The sequence below is a fragment of the Pseudomonas sp. WS 5146 genome (genome assembly GCF_012985495.1).
GTDB lineage: Bacteria > Pseudomonadota > Gammaproteobacteria > Pseudomonadales > Pseudomonadaceae > Aquipseudomonas > Aquipseudomonas edaphica.
The window spans coordinates 478,103-500,127 of the sequence record NZ_JAAQWL010000002.1; the positions used below are offsets into that span (position 1 = coordinate 478,103).

Genomic DNA, 22,025 nt, shown 5'->3' on the forward strand with positions numbered 1-22,025 from the left:
CCAGCTCCCACATTTGATCTCCCGTGTTGCTTAGGACGCGATCAACTGGCGCAGCACATAGTGCAAGATGCCACCGGCCTTGAAGTATTCCACCTCATTAAGCGTATCAATCCGGCACAGCACCTCAACCTTCTCGCTGCTGCCGTCTTCGCGGGTAATCACCAGTGTCAGGTTCATCCGTGGTTCGATCTCGGCATCGGTAAGCCCAAGAATGTCGATCTTCTCCTTGCCGGTCAGCTTGAGCGCCTTGCGGTTCTGATCCAGCTTGAACTGCAACGGCAACACACCCATGCCCACCAGGTTGGAGCGGTGAATCCGTTCGAAACTCTCGGCAATCACCGCCTTGACCCCCAGCAGGTTAGTGCCCTTGGCCGCCCAGTCGCGGCTTGAGCCGGTGCCATATTCCTGGCCTGCAATCACCACCAGCGGCGTGCCCGAGGCCTGGTACTTCATGGCGGCGTCATAGATCGGCATTTTCTCGCCGGTGGGGATGTACAGCGTGTTGCCGCCTTCTTCGCCGCCGAGCATTTCGTTGCGGATACGGATGTTGGCAAAGGTGCCGCGCATCATCACTTCATGGTTGCCCCGGCGTGAGCCGTAGGAGTTGAAGTCGCGTGGCTCCACGCCTTGCTCGCGCAGGTAGCGCCCGGCGGGGCTGTCGGTTTTGATATTGCCGGCGGGGGAGATGTGGTCGGTGGTCACTGAATCGCCCAGCAGGGCCAGCACGTTGGCGCCCTTGACGTCTTCGATCACCGGCAGTGGCCCGGAAATATCGTCAAAGAACGGCGGATGCTGGATGTAGGTGGAGTCCTCCTGCCATACATAGGTCGCGGCCTGCGGCACTTCAATCGCCTGCCATTGCTCGTCACCGGCAAACACTTCGGCATATTCCTTGTGAAACATACCGGTGCTGACCTGCGCCACCGCATCGGCAATCTCTTTGCTGCTCGGCCAGATGTCTTTGAGGTACACCGGCTTGCCGTCCTTGCCTTCGCCCAGCGGCTCGCTGCTGATGTCGATACGCACGGTGCCCGCCAAGGCATAGGCGACCACCAACGGCGGCGAAGCCAGCCAGTTGGTTTTCACCAGTGGGTGCACGCGGCCTTCGAAGTTGCGGTTGCCCGACAGCACCGAAGCCACCGCCAGGTCGGCCTTCTGGATGGCTTTTTCGATCGGCTCAGGCAATGGCCCGGAGTTGCCGATGCAGGTGGTGCAACCGTAGCCGACCAGATCAAAGCCCAGCTTGTCGAGGTATTGGGTAAGGCCGGCCGCCTTGTAGTAATCGGTCACCACCTTGGAGCCGGGCGCCAGGGAGGTTTTCACCCACGGCTTGCTGGTCAGGCCTTTTTCCACGGCCTTTTTCGCCACCAGGCCTGCGGCCATCATCACGCTGGGGTTGGAAGTGTTGGTGCAGGAGGTAATCGCGGCGATCACCACCGCGCCGTTTTTGAGGCGATAGGTGTGGCCGTCGTACTCGTAATCGGTCTCGCCGACCAAATCCGCATTGCCCACGGCAACCCCGCCGCCGCCTTCACTTTCCAGGCGGCCTTCTTCTTTGCTGGCGGGTTTGAACTGCAGGTCGAGAAAGTCCGTGAACGCCTGGCCTACATTGGGCAGTGACACACGGTCCTGCGGGCGTTTCGGCCCAGCCAGGCTGGCTTCGACACTGCCCATGTCCAGCGCCAGGGTGTCGGTGAACACCGGTTCCTGGCCGGCGTTACGCCACAGGCCCTGGGCCTTGGTGTAGGCCTCCACCAACTTGACGGTTTCTGCCGGGCGGCCGGACAGGCGCAGGTAGTCCAGCGTCACCTCGTCCACCGGGAAAAAGCCACATGTGGCGCCGTATTCCGGGGCCATGTTGGCGATGGTAGCGCGGTCGGCCAGGGGCAGGTCGGCCAAGCCGTCGCCGTAGAACTCGACGAATTTGCCCACTACGCCTTTTTTACGCAGCATCTGGGTGACAGTCAGCACCAGGTCAGTGGCAGTAATACCTTCTTTCAATTTGCCGGTCAGCTTGAAGCCGATCACTTCCGGAATCAGCATCGACACCGGCTGGCCGAGCATCGCCGCTTCCGCTTCGATACCGCCCACGCCCCAGCCCAGTACACCCAGGCCGTTGATCATGGTGGTGTGGGAGTCGGTGCCCACCAACGTGTCGGGGAAGGCGTAAGTGCGGCCGTCTTCGTCCTTGGTCCACACCGTGCGCCCCAGGTACTCAAGGTTGACCTGGTGGCAGATGCCGGTGCCCGGTGGCACCACGCTGAAGTTGTCGAACGCACTTTGGCCCCAGCGCAGGAAGGCGTAGCGTTCGCCGTTGCGCTGCATCTCGATGTCGACGTTCTGTTCAAAGGCGCTGGTGCTGCCGAACTTGTCGACCATCACCGAGTGGTCAATCACCAGGTCCACGGGGGAGAGCGGGTTGATGCGCTGCGGGTCGCCACCGGCCTTGGCCACGGCGGCGCGCATGGCGGCCAGGTCGACCACGGCGGGTACGCCGGTAAAGTCTTGCATCAATACGCGGGCCGGGCGGTACTGGATCTCGCGGTCGGACTGGCGCTCTTTGAGCCAGGCGGCGATGGCCTTGAGGTCGGCGCCGGTGACGGTCTTGTTGTCTTCCCAGCGCAGCAGGTTTTCCAGCAGCACCTTGAGGGACATCGGCAGCTTGTCCAGGTCACCCAGGCTCTTGGTGGCTTCGGGCAAGCTGAAGTAGTGGTAAGTCTTGTCGTCGATTTGCAGGGTTTTAAGGGTTCTCAGGCTATCTAGCGATGACATTACATGACTCCTTATGGTCCGCACGGCTACGGACCTGACGGGACGAACAGAGCTTTCAACTTAGCCCTGTTTTCATTAGCAGGCTAATAACTGGACTCTATCGTTAAGTCCAAGGTTCCGAACTCGGCTATCATGCGCGCGTTTTCATGACAGGTATTGCGATAGCGCAAGGCCGGTTGAGTCACCAGGAGAGTTGATGAACACCCTTTTTATGCACTGCCGCCCGGGTTTTGAAGGCGAAGTCTGTTCCGAGATCGCGGAACACGCCGCGCGCCTGAACGTTTCCGGCTACGCCAAGGCCAAGACCGGCAGCGCCTGCGCCGAATTTGTCTGCACCGAAGAAGACGGCGCCCAGCGCCTCATGCACGGCCAGCGCTTTGCCGAGCTGATCTTCCCAAGGCAGTGGGCGCGCGGGGTATTCATCGACCTGCCGGAAACCGACCGCATCAGCGTGATCCTCGCCCACCTGCGCGAATTCCCGGTGTGCGGCAGCCTGTGGCTGGAGATGGTCGACACCAACGACGGCAAAGAGCTGTCGAACTTCTGCAAGAAATTTGAAGTGCACCTGCGCAAAGCCTTGCTCAACGCCGGCAAGCTGGTGGACGACCCGAGCAAGCCGCGCCTGCTGTTGACCTTCAAAAGCGGTCGCGAAGTGTTCATGGGCCTGGCCGAGTCGAACAACTCGGCGATGTGGCCGATGGGCATCCCACGCCTCAAGTTCCCGCGTGACGCGCCAAGCCGTTCGACCTTGAAGCTTGAAGAGGCCTGGCACCACTTCATCCCCCGCGATCAGTGGGACGAGCGCCTGCATGGCGACATGACCGGCGTCGACCTCGGCGCCGCGCCGGGCGGCTGGACCTGGCAACTGGTCAACCGTGGCATGCTGGTGACCGCCATCGACAACGGCCCCATGGCCGAAAGCCTGATGGACACCGGCCTGGTGCAGCATTTGATGGCCGACGGTTTTACCTTCGTGCCCAAGCAGCCCGTGGACTGGATGGTCTGCGATATCGTCGAGAAACCGGCACGTAACGCCGCGCTGCTGGAAACCTGGATTGGCGAAGGGCATTGCCGCGAAGCGGTGGTGAACCTCAAACTGCCGATGAAGCAGCGTTATGCTGAGGTAAAGCGTTTGCTTGAGCGCATCGAAGACGGCTTCAAGGCTCGTGGTATTCGGGTGGAAATCGGCTGCAAGCAGCTGTATCACGACCGAGAGGAAGTGACTTGCCACCTGCGTCGGCTGGTTGATGCAAAAAAACCTAAAGGTCGCTGAAACCCAATGTGGGAGCTGGCTTGCCTGCGATAGCGGTATAACGGTTGAAATCTATGTTGAATGTGCCCCGGTCATCGCGGGCAAGCCCGCTCCCACACTGGAGCGGGCCAGTTTCAGGAGTGACTATGAGTATTGAATTGCCTGTCGACGGCACCCTCGACGCCACCGGCCTCAACTGCCCGGAACCGGTGATGATGTTGCACCAGCACATCCGCGACCTGCCGCCGGGCGGCTTGCTCAAGGTGATCGCGACCGACCCGTCGACCCGTCGCGATATTCCCAAGTTCTGTGTGTTCCTTGACCACGAACTGGTGGATCAGCAGGAACAGGCCGGCAAATACCTGTACTGGATTCGCAAGAAGTCCGCTTAACCCAGGCGAATCCGCCGGCGCGCGCTGCGTGCCAGGCGGATAACCAGCATCGCTGCGGCGCAGCTCAAGCCCACGATCAGCCCTTGCCACAGCCCACTCGGCCCACTTGCTGCGCCCAGCCAATCGGTCAGCCCCAGGGCATAACCCACCGGCAACCCCACGCCCCAGTAAGCAAACAAGGTCAGCACCATGGTCACCCGTGTGTCCTGGTAGCCACGCAGCGCGCCGGCCGCGGTGACCTGGATCGCGTCGGAGAACTGGAACAGCGCCGCAAACACGATCAGCATCGATGCCACGTGAATCACCCGCGGGTCAGGCGTGTAAATCGTGGCAATCTGTTCGCGAAACAGCAGCATCAGGCTGCAGGACAGGCACGCGTAGGTCAGTGCCGTGCCCATGCCGACCCCGGCGGCAAAGCGTGCTTCACGCGGCTCGCCACGGCCCAATGCCTGGCCGACCCGCACCGTGACCGCCATGCTCAGCGAATAGGGGATCATAAACACCAGCGAGCTGAAGTTCAGCGCGATCTGGTGCCCGGCCACCACGTTGGCGCCCAGGCTGCCGATCAGCAGGGCGATCACCGCAAAGATGCTCGATTCGGCAAACACCGCGATCCCGATCGGCAGGCCGATGCCCAGCACGCGCTTGATCACGGCCCATTGCGGCCAGTCGAAACGCTTGAACAACTCGCTGCTCTGGTACGCCGGTGCCCAGCGGGTCCAGGCGGCGAGGCCGAGCATCATCACCCACATCACAATGGCTGTAGCCCAGCCACAGCCCACGCCGCCCATGGCCGGCACACCGAAGTGGCCATAAATGAACACGTAGTTCAGTGGAATATTCAATGCCAGCCCGCACAGGCCCATGACCATGCTGGGGCGCGTACGGCCCAGGCCATCACTGAAGCAACGCAACACGTAATACAGGGCGATGGCGGGCATGCCGGACGCGATGCCGTGCAGGTAGGCCATGCAGGGTTTGATCAGCTCGGGGTCGACATTCATCGCGTGCAGGATCGGCTCGGCGCTGATCAGCATCAGCAGGGCAGTGATGCCCACCACCACTGCCAGCCACAGGGATTGGCGCACCAGCGGGCCAATCTCGGTGTGGTGACCGGCGCCGAAGCGCTGGGCGACTTTGGGCGTGGTGGCCAGCAGCGTGCCGGTCATCAGCAGGTATACCGGAATCCAGATCGAGTTGCCCAAGGCCACCGCCGCCAGGTCTCGCGGGCTCACGCGCCCGGCCATCACCGCATCGACAAAGCCCATGGCCGTGGTGGCGAGTTGGCCGATCATGATCGGCAGGGCCAGGGTCAGCAGGCTGCGCACCTCGCGACTGACGCGGGCGGGGCGGGAGAGGGTGGCGGTGTTCACGTGCGGTTGTCCAGTAAAAGAGTTGCAAAGGACGGCGAAGTCTACGCGTTGACGCTGTGGTCAGGAAAAAACCTGTGTTGCTGATTTGTAATGCGCTTTCCCGGTAGAGGATAAACCCCTGTGGGAACTGGCCCATGTGGGAGCTGGCCAGCTCCCACACTCGAACTACGCATCCCTGTACACTGCTGGTCCGCGAAAGGAGCCTGCCATGCTGATTATTGCCGACGAAAATATCCCGCTGCTCGATGCCTTTTTTGAAGGGTTTGGCGAAATTCGCCGCGTACCCGGGCGTTCCATCGACCGCGCCATGGTCGAGCAGGCCGATGTGCTGCTGGTGCGCTCGGTAACCAACGTCAATCGTGCCTTGTTGGACGGCACTCAAGTGCGCTTTGTGGGCACCTGCACCATTGGCACCGATCACCTGGACCTGGATTACTTCAAACAGGCCGGTATCACCTGGTCCAGCGCCCCGGGCTGCAATGCCCGAGGCGTGGTGGACTATGTGCTGGGCAGCTTGCAGACCCTGGCCGAGATCGAAGGCGCCGACCTGAACCAGCGCACTTATGGCATCGTCGGTGCCGGTGAAGTGGGCGGGCGCCTGGTCAAGGTGCTTAAAGGTCTGGGTTGGAACGTGCTGGTGTGCGACCCGCCGCGCCAGATTGCCGAAGACGGTGATTACGTCAGCCTGCAGCAGATTATCGAGCAGTGCGATGTGATCAGCCTGCACACGCCGCTGACCAAGTCTGGTAACGGCTCCACCTGGCACCTGTTTGATCGTGAACGCCTTGGTCGCCTCAAGCCCGGCACCTGGCTGATCAACGCCAGTCGCGGCCCTGTCGTCGATAACGCGGCCTTACGCGAAGTACTGCTGGAGCGCGAAGACCTGCAAGCCGTGCTGGACGTGTGGGAAGGCGAGCCCGAAGTGGACGTCGACCTGGCCGACCTGTGCGTGCTGGCCACACCGCATATCGCCGGCTACAGCCTCGACGGCAAACAGCGTGGCACCGCGCAGATCTACCAGGCTTTGTGCGCCCATATGGGCCAGGAACCCAGTATCCAGTTGAGTGATTTGTTGCCGCAGCCAGGGCTGGCCGAGGTGCACTTGAATGCATCGACAGACCCGGCCTGGGCGCTGGCGACCTTGTGCCGCAGTGTGTACGACCCGCGCCGCGATGATGCGGATTTGCGCCGCAGCCTTGTGGGAACCGTGGAAGAGCAACGCAAGGCGTTCGACCTGCTGCGCAAGCATTACCCGGAGCGTCGCGAGATAGATGGCTTGAAGGTGCGGATCAATGGCGAGTCGGCAGTGTTGTCGAACATCGTCACTGCATTGGGCGCCATGCCTTTATAGGACTGTTACGCCTGTGGCGAGGGAGCTTGCTCCCGTTCGACTGCGCAGCAGTCGCAGGCTTTCAGGGGCGCTGCGCACTGGAGCGCCAGCCCGGCCCAGCGGGAGCAAGCTCCCTCGCCACAAAAGGCGGACCACAAAAAACAGGCATAAAAAACCCGGCCATCAAGGCCGGGTCTGAAAGAGCGTGGGCGCGTCAGCCTTGCTTGGCAGGTTTGACCAGTCGCTGTTCCAGGTCGCTGCACGCTTGCTGGATCATTTCTTCGGTAATCTGCACTTCGCGGCCCTTGGCGTCGATATACGAGCAAGGCAGGTGCTGCGGCTGGCGAATCACTTCAATTTTGGCGTCACTGCTGTTTTGCAAGGTCATGGCCTGTCTCCTCATCAGGTTGTGTGCCTAATCTAATACCTGCGCGTGACCGCGCTATTACAACTGCTTACACGATCACCGCTTCGAACGCCCAGTCCAGCAGAAACCGATACAAATTTCCACCCAGGCGTTAGACCGATAGCCTCTAGGCATCAACATCGGCGGGCATAATTAACCTGACGCATTGTTATTTAGCTAAGTTCCCCCAATGTTGGTGTACAGGTTCCTCATCGGTATGCCCGCCATGTTCTCAGTCCGTCAACGCCGTGCCATTCGCCTGGCCAGCCGCTTTATCGCGCCGTACCGCTGGCAGGCACTGGGTGCTTTGTTGGCACTCATCGTCACTGCGGGCATCACCTTGTCCATGGGGCAGGGCATTCGCCTGCTGGTGGACCAGGGGTTCATGACCCAGTCGCCGCACCTGCTCAACCAGTCCATTGGCCTGTTCATGGTGCTGGTGCTGGGCCTGGCCGTGGGTACGTTTGCGCGGTTTTACCTGGTGTCGTGGATCGGCGAACGGGTGGTGGCGGACATTCGTCGGCAAGTCTTCAATCATCTGATCTACCTGCACCCAGGCTTTTACGAGAACAACCGCAGTTCGGAAATCCAGTCGCGGCTGACCACCGACACCACGTTGCTGCAATCGGTGATCGGCTCGTCGCTGTCGCTGTTCCTGCGCAACGCCTTGATGGTGATCGGCGGCATCGTGCTGTTGTTTGTCACCAACCCCAAGCTCACCAGCATCGTGGTGGTGGCGCTGCCGCTGGTGCTTGCGCCGATCCTGATCTTCGGTCGCCGCGTGCGCAGCCTGTCGCGGCTGAGCCAGGACCGTATTGCCGATGTGGGCAGTTACGTGTCGGAGACGCTTGGCCAGATCAAGACCGTGCAGGCCTATAACCACCAGGTGCAGGACGAACAGCGCTTTGCCATCACCGTGGAAGAGGCGTTTGCCACGGCGCGTAAACGCATCGCGCAGCGCGCCTGGCTGATTACACTGGTGATCATGCTGGTGCTCGGCGCCGTGGGGGTGATGCTGTGGGTGGGCGGTATGGATGTGATCAGTGGGCGGATTTCCGGCGGTGAACTGGCGGCGTTCGTGTTTTACAGCCTGATCGTCGGCAGTGCGGTTGGCACTCTGAGCGAAGTGCTCGGTGAGCTGCAACGTGCCGCCGGTGCCGCTGAGCGGATTGGCGAACTGTTGCAGTCGAGCAATGACATCCAGGCACCCGCCGAAGGCAGCGTGCAGTTGCCGGAGCGGGTCAGCGGTCGTATGGAACTGCAAGACTTGCGTTTTTCCTACCCGTCGCGGCCGGACAGCTACGCCATCGACGGTTTGAGCCTGAGCATCAACCCCGGTGAAACCCTGGCGTTGGTCGGCCCATCCGGCGCGGGTAAATCGACGATCTTTGATTTGCTGCTGCGCTTTTACGATCCGCAGCAAGGCCGCATCCTGCTTGAGGGCCACCCGCTGACCGAACTCGAGCCAATGGACCTGCGCCGTCATTTCGCGCTGGTTTCCCAGAGCCCGGCGCTGTTCTTCGGCAGCGTTGAAGAAAACATCCGTTATGGCAACCCGTCCGCCACCCGCGAACAGGTCGAAGCCGCGGCACGCATCGCCCACGCCCATGACTTCATCCTGCAAATGCCCGATGGCTACCAGACCCATCTGGGCGACGGCGGTATGGGCCTGTCCGGCGGCCAACGCCAACGCCTGGCCATCGCCCGCGCGTTGCTGGTGGATGCGCCGATCCTGCTGCTGGACGAAGCCACCAGCGCCCTGGATGCGCAGAGTGAGCATTTGATACAGCAAGCCTTGCCGCAACTGATGCAGGGCCGCACCACGCTGGTGATTGCGCATCGGTTGGCCACAGTGAAGAACGCCGACCGGATTGCGGTGATGGACCAGGGCAAGCTGGTGGCAGTGGGTACGCATCAACAGTTGATTGCGAGTAATCCGTTGTATGCACGGTTAGCGGCGTTGCAGTTCAGTGATGGCGGTGAGGTTGTGAAAAACGAAGGCTAGCGCGATCTATGTGGCGAGCGGGCTAGTGTGGCAGGCAGGCTAGTAGGGTGAGCAGGCTAGTAGGCTGAGCAGGTTTGTTGTGGAGAGCGGGCTTGATGTGGCGAGCGGGCTTGCCCCGCGTTGGGCTGCGTAGCAGCCCCAAAACTTGCCGACTCGGTCTATCAGTTACACCGTGGCGGGGCTGAATAGGGAGCGCTTCGCACTCCAGCGCAGGGCAAGCCTGCTCGCCACAACAAGGCTGCTCGCCACAACAAGCCTGGTGGCCAAATGAAACCTGTTGGCCACAGCAAGCCTGCTGATCGGACTTCAGTCAGTCTTACTGATCATCAAAATACCGCTCATGCCAATCCACCAGCGGCTGCGGTGAATTGAGTTTCTGCCCGTAGATCACCGAGTAAGACAGCACGTTCTGCACATACTGGCGGGTTTCGTCGAACGGGATGCTTTCCACCCACACATCGAAACTCAGGTGGTCGGCACCGCGCAGCCACTGGCGCACACGGCCGGGGCCGGCGTTGTAGGCGGCAGAGGCGAGTACGCGGTTGCCGTTGAATTGGCTGTGTACCTGGCTCAGGTAGGCGGCGCCGAGCTGGATGTTTTTGTCCGGGTCCAGCACCTGGGCCGGGGAGGCCAGTGGGATGCTGAATTTACGTGCGGTTTCTTTGGCAGTGCCGGGCATCAGTTGCATCAGGCCACTGGCGCCGACGCCGGAGCGCGCGTCGTCCATGAAGGCACTTTCCTGGCGGGTGATGGCGAACACCCAGCTTGAATGCAGGCCACGCACCTTGGCTTCGCGTACCAGCGTGTCGCGGTGTGCCATCGGGAAACGAATATCCAGGTCATCCCAGTACTGCGCCTGGCTGATGGTGCGGATCGCCGGGAAGTACCACTTCATGTCGTAGGCCAGCTTGGCCTGGGCGACCATTTCATCGCGGTTGAAGTGACGGCTGACGTGGTACCACTCGCGGCGGCCATCGACAATCTGGCCGCGTGCATAGAACTCCATCGCGCGGCGCACACCGGGGGTGTTGCGCACTTTGTTGATCAACGCCTGGCTCATCACCAACGGTTTGTTTTTCAACTGGTAGGGCGCTTTGGAGCGATCAGCCGCGAGGAACCCGTAGAAATCACGTTCCTGCGCAAGGTTCTTGTACAGCACCAGCGGCTGCGGGTTCTTCGGCTCGGCCAGTTCCAGGCTACGCGCCTGCCAGTAGCGCCAGCGGTTGGTGGTGGCCAGGTCTTGCGGGAGTTTGCGGGTCAACTGGTAGGCATCTTCCCAGCGAGCCAGGCGCAACAGCAGGCGCAGGCGCCATTCGGAGACGGTGTTGTCACGCAGTTCGGGGTCGTACTTGGTCATCACGTCCAGGGCGCGTGGGTCGTAGCGGCGCGCGAGGGTCAGGCCGATTTCGCGGGCGATCGACACTTTTTCGTCACGGGAGAAGTGCATGCTGCTGGCATAGCCGTCGAGCAGGGCCATGGCCTTGTCCGGGTCCTGGCGTGCCAGGCGGCGCAGGCCCAGGCCCACAGCGTCAGACATGGCCTCGTTGGCCGGCAGGAAGCGCGACGGGTCGCTGAGCATGTCGGGCTTTTGCGCCACGTCGATCATCAAGCGGCCTTGGGCGCCAAGGGTTGGCAGGGTTTTCACCAGGCTGTTGGCCAATGCGTAGTTGCGGGCTTCGGCGGCGAGCTTGGCGCGGTCCCAGATTTTCTGTTCGGTGAGTTGGCCATCGGCGGCCCACTGGCCAAAGGTGGCGTCACAGGCGGCCGGCTGGGATTTGCCGGTCATCCAGAGTTTTTCGGTGGTCTTGTAGCCTTCGGCTTTGAGGTTGTGCGTCAGCTGGTACTGGCCATGCAGGCAGTCCAGTTCGACGAAATTGAGCTTGGCGTCGTAGTACTTTTCGAAGGTTTGCCAGTCACCACGGTCGGCCAGCCAGCGCAACCAACGCAGTTTCATCCAGTTGGCCTGGGGCAGGTCGCCGTTTTTGGCGAGGAACTGTTCGATTTCCTCGTTGCTCGCGGTTTTGAGGCGCGCGGTCAGCTCGTCGTAGGCCAGGTACGGCGTGAGCGGGTAGTCGGCCAGGGCCTGGCTGTATTGCATATACGGGCCGCTGTCGCCTTTGGCGAGGGCGCGTTTGGCTTCATCGTAATACTGACGTTGGGTGGTGAGGTCCACGGCCTGGGCGGATTGAACGGCGGTGGCGGAAAGAAGCAGACAAGATAAAAAGTTGAAAAGGCGACTGCGCATGAGACGTCCGTGCAGAGAAATCACGACTAGCACCGGCACCGCCGACACTGATTGCCCCTAGCTTAGCCTTTTGCCAGCGGCTGGCGAAAGCTTTGCCGGCCGGCTGGCAGCAGTTCACCGTAAATGTCCTACAGAACGTGTCTGTGGCAAAAATGCCGGCCGCATCCCACCCTCAAGTCAGGTAGAATGCGCGCCCAGTTTTTGGAGAAGCGTATGACCCTGCTCAAATTCAGCGATGTGTCCCTTGCTTTCGGCGCTATGCCGTTGTTGGACAAGGTGTCCTGGCAGATCGCCCGTGGTGAGCGGGTGTGCATCATCGGCCGCAACGGCACCGGCAAGTCCAGCATGATGAAGCTGGTAAAAGGCGACCAGAAGCCCGATGACGGCTCTGTATGGCGCGCGCCGGGCCTCAAGATCGGCGAATTGCCGCAGGAATTGCCGGTGGCCGACGGACGGACAGTGTTCGACGTGGTTGCCGAAGGCCTCGACGGCGTTGGCGAGTTGCTCGCGCAGTACCATCACCTGGCGCAGAACTGCGTCACCGAAGCCGACCTGGACAAGCTCATGCACGTCCAGCAAGACCTCGAAGCCCGTGACGGCTGGCGCTTGCAGCAACTGGTCGACAGCACCCTGAGCCGCCTGCAACTGCCCGCCGACAAGACCCTCGCCGAGTTGTCCGGTGGCTGGCGCCGTCGCGTGTTGCTGGCCCAGGCGCTGGTGTCCGAGCCCGACCTGCTGCTGCTCGACGAACCAACCAACCACCTGGACATCGGCGCTATCGCCTGGCTCGAAGAAGCCCTCAAGGATTTCCAGGGCGCCGTGCTGTTCATCACGCACGACCGCTCCTTCCTGCAAAACCTGGCCACGCGCATCCTCGAACTGGACCGTGGCGGCCTGATCGACTGGAACGGCGACTACGCCAGCTTCCTGGTACACAAAGAAGCCTCGCTGGCCGCTGAAGAAACCGCCAACGCGCTGTTCGACAAGAAGCTGGCCCAGGAAGAAGTCTGGATCCGCCAGGGCATCAAGGCCCGTCGCACCCGTAACGAAGGCCGTGTACGCGCCCTCAAAGCCCTGCGTGTTGAGCGCAGTGAGCGCCGCGAGCGCACCGGCAAGGCCAATATCCAGCTGGACACCGCCGACAAGTCGGGCAAGCAGGTGATGGTGCTGGAGAATGTCAGCTTCCACCACCCGGATGGCCCGTTCCTGATCAAGGACTTCTCGATGGTCCTGCAGCGCGGCGACCGTATCGGCCTGCTGGGCGCCAACGGCACCGGCAAGACCACCTTGCTCAAACTGATGCTCAATGGCCTGCAACCGACCAGCGGCACCGTGGAAGAAGGCACGCGCATCGACGTGGCCTACTTCGACCAGTTGCGCCATCAGTTGGACCTGGAAAAGACCGTGATCGACAACGTTGCCGAAGGCCGCGACTTTATCGACATCGACGGTCAGAGCCGCCACGTGCTGAGCTACCTGGGCGACTTCCTGTTCAGCCCGCAGCGTGCGCGTACGCCAGTCAAAGCCCTGTCCGGTGGTGAGCGTGCGCGCCTGCTGCTGGCCAAGCTGTTCAGCAAGCCGTCCAACCTGCTGGTACTCGACGAACCGACCAACGACCTCGACGTGGAAACCCTCGAGCTGCTGGAAGAGGTTTTGCTGACCTTCAACGGCACCGTGCTGATGGTCAGCCACGACCGGGCATTCCTCGACAACGTGGTGACCAGCACCCTGGTCTTCGAAGGTGAAGGCAAGGTGCGTGAATACGTCGGTGGTTACCAGGACTGGATCCGTCAGGGCGGCTCGCCGCGCCTGCTGGGCGTGACCGAGAGCAAGTCCGGCAAGGCCGACCTGACCTCGGCAGTCGTGGCGCCTGTGGCCGCTGCTGCTGCACCGGTTGCGGAAGCTGCACCGGCGGCCAAGAAGAAGCTCAGCTACAAGCTGCAACGCGAGCTGGAAGCCTTGCCGGGTGATATCGACGCCAAGGAACAGCAGATCGCTGCGGTAGAAGCAGACATGGCTGACGCGGGTTTCTACCTGCGCCCGGCGGCGGAAACCGCCAAGGTGATTGCTTCCCTGGAAACGTTGAACCAGGAGCTGGAAGTGCTGATGGAGCGTTGGGCTGAGCTGGATGCCTGATTGATTCGCACGCCATAAAAAAGCCCGGCGCTCATCGGTATGATCGCCGGGCTTTTTATATGAAATGCGATTCGAAATGTGGGAGCTGGCTTGCCTGCGATAGCCTCACCTCGGTCTGCCTGAAGCACCGAGGTGCCTGCATCGCAGGCAAGCCAGCTCCCACATTAGATCTTCATCGGCCTTACGCGCTTTTGACCAGCTTGACCGCCAGCACATCACACGGCGCGCCGTGCAGCACGTCATTGGCGGTAGAACCCAGCAACAACGCCAGGCCATGACGACCATGGCTGCCGACCACGATCAGGTCGCAGTTCTGCTCTTTGGCCAGGTGATGGATTTCCTGGCGCGGTTGGCCGTAGGTGAGGTGGCAGTCTTCCTTTTTCAAGTGCGGGTACTTGAGAATCAAACGGTCCAGGCGCTCTTTGGCCTGGTCAAACTGCTGTTGCTGCAACTGGGAAAGGTCCATGGGTACGTCGCCACCAAAGGCCATGGCCATGGGCTCGACGATATGCACGAGTGACAGCTTGGCGCCGTTGGCGATTGCTGAAGCCTGAGCGCGCTTGATAACCGGGTCGCACTCTTCGGTCAGATCGACCGCGACCAGGATATGTTTGTAGGAATATTCGTTGGGCATGGCGCGTTCCTCCAGGAGACTGCAATAAGTTCAGTATGGCTGGTTTCAAGCGGATGGGGTTGCGTCAGCTCAAATCCGCGCATCTAGAAATTCGGGAGTACACATATGACGGTCTGGATAGTGGTGTCAATCCTTCTGGTGGTTCTTAGCCCCCTGGCCTGGCTGCGCCCGTCGCGCCATCAGAGCGGGCGCATGGCCCTGCGCATGGAGGCGCGCCGCATCGGTTTGGCCATGCAATTGGCGCCACAGGAGTGGCCGCACTGGCTTGCGCAAGAGCCGCCGAGCCCCTGCGCGCAGTACTGCAGGCCACGGCGCGGCAGCACGCCGGCCCTGTGGAGTTATTGGCAAATGTCGCCAGGCGTATGGGTCAATCAATGGCGTGAAGTGTGTGAGGATGAAAAGTTGTTGCCGCATTTTGCGACGTTGCCGGCCAACGTCTACAAGGTCGAGGCCGACAAGCAAATGATCGCCCTGTATTGGGGCGAGAAGGGTGAGGCCAGTGTGCTGAAGGACATCGATACGCTGCTCAAGGCCCTGGCATGACGCCATTAGCGTTAAAAGACAGGCATTAAAAAGCCCGACATCATCATCGGGCTGGAGTTGGCCAGGCAGGCCGGTAATTCTGTGTTCCTCGCGCCGGGTGTTCATCACGGGGCGCTTTGCGGTTGTCGCAAGCCTAGCGGCATATCCGATTCTGTACAGCCTTTTCCCACATCTTTTTTATTATTGATTCTGTGAATATTTGAATATTGACAGGGCGCAGGCGTGGGCGTGGAGTTCTGAACTGACTGGAAAGTCGCGTTTTTCCTGGCCTTTCGAGCGATTGACAATTGCCCTGAATTGGATGAAGGTGACGTACCCAAATCAAACGGGCGTATGAATTGAGCGTTTGTCTGTCAGACGACTCATACAGAACCCCGACTAGCGCATTGGCGGGTGTGCCTGGCGGATTGGCATGAGCATTGAGGCAACTATCAATGTCCAACCAATAGGCCAGCGTCCAGTGTGTACTGTTCAGCTTCCATATCGTGGAGATCAGTTGATGATTTACGAAGGTAAAGCCATCACGGTTAAGGCTCTTGAAAGTGGCATCGTCGAACTGAAATTCGACCTCAAGGGTGAGTCCGTCAACAAGTTCAACCGTCTAACCCTGAACGAACTGCGTCAGGCCGTAGACACCATCAAAGCAGATGCTTCGGTCAAGGGCGTGATCGTCTCCAGCGGCAAGGACGTGTTTATCGTCGGCGCTGACATCACCGAATTCGTCGACAACTTCAAGCTGCCCGATGCAGAGCTTGTGGCCGGCAACCTCGAAGCCAACAAGATTTTCAGCGATTTCGAAGACCTCAACGTGCCAACCGTGGCTGCCATCAATGGCATCGCGTTGGGCGGCGGCCTGGAAATGTGCCTGGCTGCAGACTTCCGCGTCATGTCGGCCACCGCCAAAATCGGCCTGCCTGAAGTCAAACTGGGCATCTACCCAGGTTTCGGCGGCACTGTGCGTCTGCCGCGCCTGATCGGCGCTGACAACGCGATCGAGTGGATCGCCGCCGGTAAAGAAAACCGTGCCGAAGACGCGCTGAAAGTCGGTGCAGTCGATGCCATGGTTGCCCCGGACAAACTGGCTGAAGCCGCCCTGAACCTGATCAAAGGCGCCATCAGCGGCGAATTTGACTACAAGGCCAAGCGTCAGCCGAAGCTGGAAAAACTCAAGCTCAACGCCATCGAACAAATGATGTCGTTCGAAACCGCCAAAGGTTTTGTGGCCGGCCAGGCCGGCCCGAACTACCCGGCGCCGGTTGAAGCGATCAAGACCATCCAGAAAGCTGCGAACTTCGGTCGCGACAAAGCCCTGGAAGTGGAAGCGGCAGGTTTCGTCAAACTGGCGAAAACCTCGGCAGCACAAAGCTTGATCGGCCTGTTCCTGAACGATCAGGAACTGAAGAAAAAGGCCAAGGCCTACGACGAAATCGCCCGCGACGTGAAACAGGCTGCCGTACTGGGCGCCGGTATCATGGGCGGCGGTATCGCCTATCAGTCGGCGTCCAAAGGCACGCCGATCCTGATGAAAGACATCAACGAGCACGGCATCGAGCAAGGCCTGGCAGAAGCCGCCAAGCTGCTGGTGGGCCGCGTTGATAAAGGTCGCATGACCGCCGCGAAGATGGCTGAAGTGCTTAACGGCATTCGTCCTACGCTGTCCTACGGCGATTTCGGTCACGTCGACCTGGTGGTCGAAGCCGTAGTCGAAAACCCGAAGGTCAAGCAAGCCGTACTGGCTGAAGTGGAAGCCCAGGTTAAAGACGACACTATCCTGGCCTCGAACACTTCGACCATTTCCATCTCGCTGCTGGCCAAAGCCCTCAAGCGTCCGGAAAACTTCGTCGGCATGCACTTCTTCAACCCGGTACACATGATGCCGCTGGTGGAAGTGATCCGTGGCGAGAAGTCCAGCGAGTTGGCGGTTGCCACCACCGTTGCCTACGCCAAGAAAATGGGCAAGAACCCGATCGTGGTCAATGACTGCCCCGGCTTCCTGGTCAACCGCGTACTGTTCCCGTACTTCGGCGGTTTCGCCAAGCTGGTCAGCGCCGGTGTGGACTTCGTGCGCATCGACAAGGTTATGGAAAAATTTGGCTGGCCAATGGGCCCGGCGTACTTGATGGACGTGGTCGGTATCGACACGGGCCACCACGGTCGTGACGTGATGGCTGAAGGCTTCCCGGACCGCATGAAAGACGACCGCCGCTCGGCGATCGACGCGCTCTACGAGGCCAAGCGCCTGGGCCAGAAAAACGGCAAAGGCTTCTACGCCTACGAGGCTGACAAGAAGGGCAAGCAGAAGAAAGTGGCCGACCCGTCGGTTCACGAAGTACTCGCGCCAGTCATCTACGAGCAGCGTGAGGTGTCCGATGAGGACATCATCAACTGGATGATGATCGCCCTGTGCCTGGAAACCGTGCGTTGCCTGGAAGACGGCATCGTTGAAACCGCCGCCGAGGCCGATATGGGCCTGGTGTACGGTATTGGTTTCCCTCCATTCCGTGGTGGTGCGCTGCGTTACATCGACTCGATCGGTGTGGCTGAGTTCGTTGCCCTGGCTGACAAATACGCTGATTTGGGCCCGCTGTACCACCCGACCGCGAAGCTGCGTGAAATGGCCAAAAACGGCCAGAGCTTCTTCGGTTAAGCGCCCAGACGACTAGAGCGAGAATATTTATGAGCTTGAATCCAAGAGACGTGGTGATTGTCGACTTCGGTCGCACGCCAATGGGCCGCTCCAAGGGCGGCATGCACCGCAACACCCGCGCCGAAGATATGTCGGCGCACCTGATCAGCAAATTGCTGGAGCGTAACGTCAAGGTCGACCCTAACGAAGTCGAAGACGTGATCTGGGGCTGCGTCAACCAGACCCTGGAGCAGGGCTGGAACATCGCGCGCATGGCGTCGTTGATGACCCAGATCCCGCACACCGCAGCTGGCCAGACCGTCAGCCGCCTGTGTGGTTCGTCGATGAGCGCGCTGCACACTGCTGCGCAAGCGATCATGACCGGCAACGGCGATGTGTTCGTGGTCGGCGGCGTGGAGCACATGGGCCACGTCAGCATGATGCACGGCGTCGACCCTAACCCGCACATGTCGCTGTACGCGGCAAAAGCCTCGGGCATGATGGGCCTCACCGCAGAAATGCTCGGCAAAATGCACGGCATTACCCGCGAAGCCCAGGACGCATTCGGCGTGCGCTCCCACCAGTTGGCCCACAAGGCGACCGTGGAAGGCAAGTTCAAGGATGAAATCATCCCGATGAACGGTTACGACGAGAACGGTTTCCTCAAACTGTTCGACTACGACGAAACCATTCGTCCGGATACCACTCTGGAAAGCCTGGCGGCCTTGAAACCCGCCTTCAATCCAAAGGGCGGCACCGTGACAGCCGGTACGTCGTCGCAAATCACCGACGGTGCTTCGTGCATGATCGTGATGTCGGCGCAACGTGCCCAGGACCTGGGCATTCAGCCGATGGCGGTGATCCGTTCGATGGCAGTGGCAGGTGTGGACCCGGCAATCATGGGCTATGGTCCAGTACCGGCCACACAAAAAGCCTTGAAGCGCGCGGGCCTGACCATCTCCGATATCGACTTCTTCGAGCTCAACGAAGCTTTCGCCGCACAGGCCCTGCCAGTGCTGAAAGATTTGAAAGTACTCGACAAGATGAACGAGAAGGTTAACCTGCACGGCGGCGCGATTGCCCTGGGCCACCCATTCGGTTGCTCCGGTGCACGTATCTCCGGCACTTTGCTTAACGTGATGAAGCAAAATGGCGGCAACCTTGGGGTTGCAACCATGTGCATTGGTCTCGGCCAAGGCATTTCCACCGTCTTCGAACGTATCTAAACGTTTCGCTGACGGAAGCCGGGGCCCAGTGCCCCGGTTTTTGTTTTTTGGAATTTTTAATATTTTTTTTCAACAAATTTTGCACGAGGGCCAAAGCATGAAAGTCGAACCAGGGCTCTACCAACATTATAAGGGCCCGCAGTACCGCGTTTTTAATGTGGCGCGGCACTCCGAGACCGAAGAAGAAGTGGTGTTTTACCAAGCACTGTATGGCGATTACGGCTTTTGGGTGCGCCCATTGAGCATGTTCCTGGAGACCGTCGAAGTTGACGGCGAGCAGGTCCCGCGCTTTGCTTTGGTGCAGGTCGAACCCAGTCTTTTTTCAGGGCAATAACGGCAGGCCGCGCAGAATGCTGCGCTTGACCTCACCTTGTTGCCACTATATATAGCGTTGCCGCGACAGGCGCCAACTGCCTTTCACTTCTCGAATTCAGGAATTTTCCGATCCATGGGCAAATCGCTGGTCATTGTGGAATCCCCGGCTAAGGCCAAGACCATCAACAAGTACTTGGGCAACGAGTACGTGGTGAAGTCGAGTATCGGCCATATCCGAGACCTGCCCACCAGCGGTTCGGCTAGCGCCAGCAAGGAGCCTGCCGCCAAGCGCGGCAAGGCCGCTGCGGGCGAAGGTCCGGTGCTCAGCCCTAAAGAGAAAGCGCGCAAGCAGCTGGTCTCACGCATGGGTGTGGACCCGGATCACGGCTGGAAGGCCAAGTACGAAATCCTTCCAGGCAAGGAAAAGGTCATCGAAGAGCTGCGCCGGCTCGCCAAAGATGCCGACACCATCTATCTCGCGACGGACTTGGACCGCGAAGGGGAAGCCATTGCCTGGCACCTGCGCGAAGCCATCGGCGGTGATGACAGCCGCTACAAGCGTGTGGTGTTCAACGAAATCACCAAGAAAGCCATCCAGGAAGCCTTCTCCAAGCCGGGTGAGCTGGATATCGACCGTGTTAACGCCCAGCAGGCGCGTCGTTTCCTCGACCGCGTGGTGGGTTACATGGTCTCGCCACTGCTGTGGGCGAAAATCGCCCGTGGCCTGTCCGCCGGCCGTGTGCAATCGGTAGCGGTCAAGCTGGTGGTGGAGCGTGAGCGTGAGATCCGTGCGTTCAACCCCGAAGAATACTGGGAAGTCCACGCCGACCTGGGCACTGCCAAGGGCGCCAACGTGCGCTTTGAAGTGGCCCGTGAGAAAGGCGAGGCCTTCAAGCCGCTGAACGAAGCCCAGGCCATGGCCGCGCTGGAGAAGCTCAAGGCTTCCAGCTACAGCATCGTCAAGCGCGAAGACAAGCCAACCAGCAGCAAGCCGTCGGCGCCGTTCATCACGTCCACCTTGCAACAGGCCGCGAGCAACCGCCTGGGCTTTGGCGTGAAGAAGACCATGATGATGGCCCAGCGCTTGTATGAAGCCGGCTACATCACGTATATGCGTACCGACTCCACCAACCTGTCGCAAGACGCGGTGGCGATGGCGCGCACTTATATTGAAAGCGAGTTCGGCAAGAAGTACCTGCCGGAAAAGCCGAACCTCTACAGCAGCAAGGAAGGCGCACAAGAGGCTCACGAAGCGATTCGTCCTTCCGACGCCAACACCGAGCCAAGCAAGCTGAGCGGCATGGAGCGTGATGCTGAGCGCCTCTACGAGCTGATCTGGCGCCAGTTCCTTGCCTGCCAGATGCTGCCGGCGCAATACCTGTCCACCACCGTCAGCGTGGGCGCAGGCGACTTCGAGCTGCGTGCCAAGGGCCGTATCCTCAAGTTCGACGGCTATACCCGCGTGATGCCGCAAATCGCCAAGCCAGGCGATGACGACGTGCTGCCGGACATGGCCCAGGGCGACACGTTGAAGCTGATCAAGCTCGACCCGTCCCAGCACTTCACCAAGCCGCCGGCGCGTTACTCCGAAGCCAGCCTGGTAAAAGAGATGGAAAAACGCGGTATTGGTCGTCCTTCGACCTATGCGGCAATCATCTCGACCATCCAGGACCGTGGCTACGTAGCGCTGCACAACCGTCGTTTCTACTCGGAAAAGATGGGCGACATCGTCACCGAACGCCTGTCCGAGAGCTTCTCCAACCTCATGGATTACGGCTTCACCGCCGGCATGGAAGAGAACCTCGATGACGTGGCGCAGGGCGAACGCGACTGGAAAAACGTGCTGGATGAGTTCTACGGCGACTTCAAAAAGAAACTCGAAGTAGCCGAAAGCCCTGAAAGCGGCATGCGCGCCAACCAACCGGTGATGACCGACATCCCGTGCCTGACGTGCGGCCGCCCGATGCAGATTCGTACCGCATCCACCGGTGTGTTCCTCGGTTGCTCGGGCTACAGCCTGCCGCCGAAAGAGCGCTGCAAGGCCACCGTTAACCTGGTGCCAGGCGATGAGATTGCCGCCGACGACGAGGGTGAATCCGAGTCGCTGGTACTGCGCGGCAAGCACCGTTGCCCGATCTGCAGCACGGCGATGGACGCCTACCTGCTCGACGAGAAGCATAAGTTGCACATCTGCGGTAACAACCCGGATTGCAATGGCTACGAGATCGAAGAGGGCACCTACCGCATCAAAGGCTACGAAGGTCCGAGCCTGGAATGCGACAAGTGCGGCAGCGAGATGCAGCTCAAGACCGGTCGTTTCGGCAAGTTCTTCGGCTGCACCAACCCGACTTGCAAGAACACGCGCAAACTGCTCAAAAGCGGTGACGCGGCGCCGCCGAAGATGGACCCGGTGAAGATGCCTGAACTCAAGTGCGAGAAGGTCAACGACACCTACATCCTGCGTGACGGCGCTTCGGGTCTGTTCCTGGCGGCCAGCCAGTTCCCGAAAAACCGCGAGACCCGTGCACCCTTGGTGATGGAGATCGTGCCGCACAAGGACGAGATCGATCCGAAGTACCACTTCCTGTGTGAAGCGCCGAAGAAGGATCCCGACGGTCGCCCGTCCGTGATCCGCTACAGCCGCAAAACCAAGGAGCAGTACGTGCAGACCGAAGTGGACGGCAAGCCTACCGGCTGGAAAGCCTTCTACGACGGCGGCAAGTGGAAGGTCGAGGACAAGCGCCAGGGCGCTTGATCGGCTGATCTGCCA

The 22,025-nt window shown here is 60.4% G+C and carries 15 protein-coding genes; 10 read left to right on the plus strand and 5 right to left on the minus strand.

Annotated features, from left to right (window positions below):
- Positions 1 to 30 precede the first annotated feature (30 nt).
- Complete coding sequence (acnA, locus tag HBO41_RS06780; RefSeq protein WP_169985551.1) at positions 31 to 2,772, minus strand: aconitate hydratase AcnA; 2,742 nt, start codon at positions 2,770 to 2,772, stop codon at positions 31 to 33.
- Positions 2,773 to 2,968: 196 nt separating this feature from the next.
- Between acnA and rlmM the strand changes: the two genes are divergently transcribed.
- Both rlmM and tusA read left to right on the plus strand, forming a co-directional pair.
- Entirely contained in the window at positions 2,969 to 4,045 is a 1,077-nt protein-coding gene (gene rlmM, locus HBO41_RS06785; protein ID WP_017137407.1) for a 23S rRNA (cytidine(2498)-2'-O)-methyltransferase RlmM, read from the plus strand.
- Positions 4,046 to 4,170: 125 nt separating this feature from the next.
- Positions 4,171 to 4,416 carry a sulfurtransferase TusA gene (gene tusA / locus HBO41_RS06790; protein WP_058419610.1) on the plus strand — a complete coding sequence of 82 codons (246 nt, stop codon included), beginning with the start codon at positions 4,171 to 4,173 and terminating at the stop codon, positions 4,414 to 4,416.
- Here tusA and HBO41_RS06795 read toward each other — a convergent pair.
- Positions 4,413 to 5,789, minus strand: a complete 1,377-nt coding sequence (locus HBO41_RS06795) for an MATE family efflux transporter (RefSeq protein ID WP_169985553.1) — start codon at positions 5,787 to 5,789, stop codon at positions 4,413 to 4,415. The two genes, tusA and HBO41_RS06795, sit on opposite strands and share 4 nt — an antisense overlap.
- 208 nt (positions 5,790 to 5,997) lie before the next feature.
- Here HBO41_RS06795 and pdxB point away from each other — a divergent pair, with 208 nt between their 5' ends.
- On the plus strand, positions 5,998 to 7,140 hold the full coding sequence (gene pdxB, locus HBO41_RS06800; protein WP_169985555.1) for a 4-phosphoerythronate dehydrogenase PdxB: 1,143 nt from the start codon (positions 5,998 to 6,000) through the stop codon (positions 7,138 to 7,140).
- A 193-nt stretch (positions 7,141 to 7,333) separates the two neighbouring features.
- On the opposite strand, the gene HBO41_RS06805 is transcribed toward pdxB, so the two are convergent.
- Positions 7,334 to 7,507, minus strand: a complete 174-nt coding sequence (locus HBO41_RS06805) for a PA1571 family protein (RefSeq protein WP_017137411.1) — start codon at positions 7,505 to 7,507, stop codon at positions 7,334 to 7,336.
- A gap of 235 nt (positions 7,508 to 7,742) precedes the next feature.
- Between HBO41_RS06805 and HBO41_RS06810 the strand changes: the two genes are divergently transcribed.
- Complete coding sequence (locus HBO41_RS06810; protein WP_169985558.1) at positions 7,743 to 9,530, plus strand: ABC transporter transmembrane domain-containing protein; 1,788 nt, start codon at positions 7,743 to 7,745, stop codon at positions 9,528 to 9,530.
- Between the two features lie 316 nt (positions 9,531 to 9,846).
- On the opposite strand, the gene HBO41_RS06815 is transcribed toward HBO41_RS06810, so the two are convergent.
- Positions 9,847 to 11,775 (minus strand): transglycosylase SLT domain-containing protein, encoded by a 1,929-nt coding sequence (locus HBO41_RS06815; RefSeq protein WP_017137413.1) that lies wholly within the window; start codon positions 11,773 to 11,775, stop codon positions 9,847 to 9,849.
- Positions 11,776 to 11,988: 213 nt separating this feature from the next.
- Here HBO41_RS06815 and HBO41_RS06820 point away from each other — a divergent pair, with 213 nt between their 5' ends.
- Entirely contained in the window at positions 11,989 to 13,911 is a 1,923-nt protein-coding gene (locus HBO41_RS06820) for an ATP-binding cassette domain-containing protein (protein WP_017137414.1), read from the plus strand.
- A 181-nt stretch (positions 13,912 to 14,092) separates the two neighbouring features.
- Here the strand turns inward: HBO41_RS06820 and HBO41_RS06825 are convergent, their stop codons facing one another.
- Positions 14,093 to 14,545, minus strand: coding sequence for a universal stress protein (locus HBO41_RS06825; RefSeq protein ID WP_099548673.1), 453 nt, complete (start codon positions 14,543 to 14,545; stop codon positions 14,093 to 14,095).
- A gap of 105 nt (positions 14,546 to 14,650) precedes the next feature.
- Between HBO41_RS06825 and HBO41_RS06830 the strand changes: the two genes are divergently transcribed.
- From HBO41_RS06830 to topA, 5 genes are all read left to right on the plus strand, one after another.
- Complete coding sequence (locus HBO41_RS06830; RefSeq protein ID WP_017137416.1) at positions 14,651 to 15,088, plus strand: hypothetical protein; 438 nt, start codon at positions 14,651 to 14,653, stop codon at positions 15,086 to 15,088.
- Positions 15,089 to 15,587: 499 nt separating this feature from the next.
- Positions 15,588 to 17,735, plus strand: coding sequence for a fatty acid oxidation complex subunit alpha FadB (gene fadB / locus HBO41_RS06835; RefSeq protein ID WP_169985560.1), 2,148 nt, complete (start codon positions 15,588 to 15,590; stop codon positions 17,733 to 17,735).
- Positions 17,736 to 17,764: 29 nt separating this feature from the next.
- Entirely contained in the window at positions 17,765 to 18,940 is a 1,176-nt protein-coding gene (gene fadA, locus HBO41_RS06840) for an acetyl-CoA C-acyltransferase FadA (RefSeq protein ID WP_017137418.1), read from the plus strand.
- A gap of 97 nt (positions 18,941 to 19,037) precedes the next feature.
- Positions 19,038 to 19,274, plus strand: coding sequence for a DUF1653 domain-containing protein (locus HBO41_RS06845; protein ID WP_017137419.1), 237 nt, complete (start codon positions 19,038 to 19,040; stop codon positions 19,272 to 19,274).
- Positions 19,275 to 19,388: 114 nt separating this feature from the next.
- On the plus strand, positions 19,389 to 22,010 hold the full coding sequence (topA, locus tag HBO41_RS06850; RefSeq protein WP_169985562.1) for a type I DNA topoisomerase: 2,622 nt from the start codon (positions 19,389 to 19,391) through the stop codon (positions 22,008 to 22,010).
- The last annotated feature ends 15 nt before the right edge of the window (positions 22,011 to 22,025 follow it).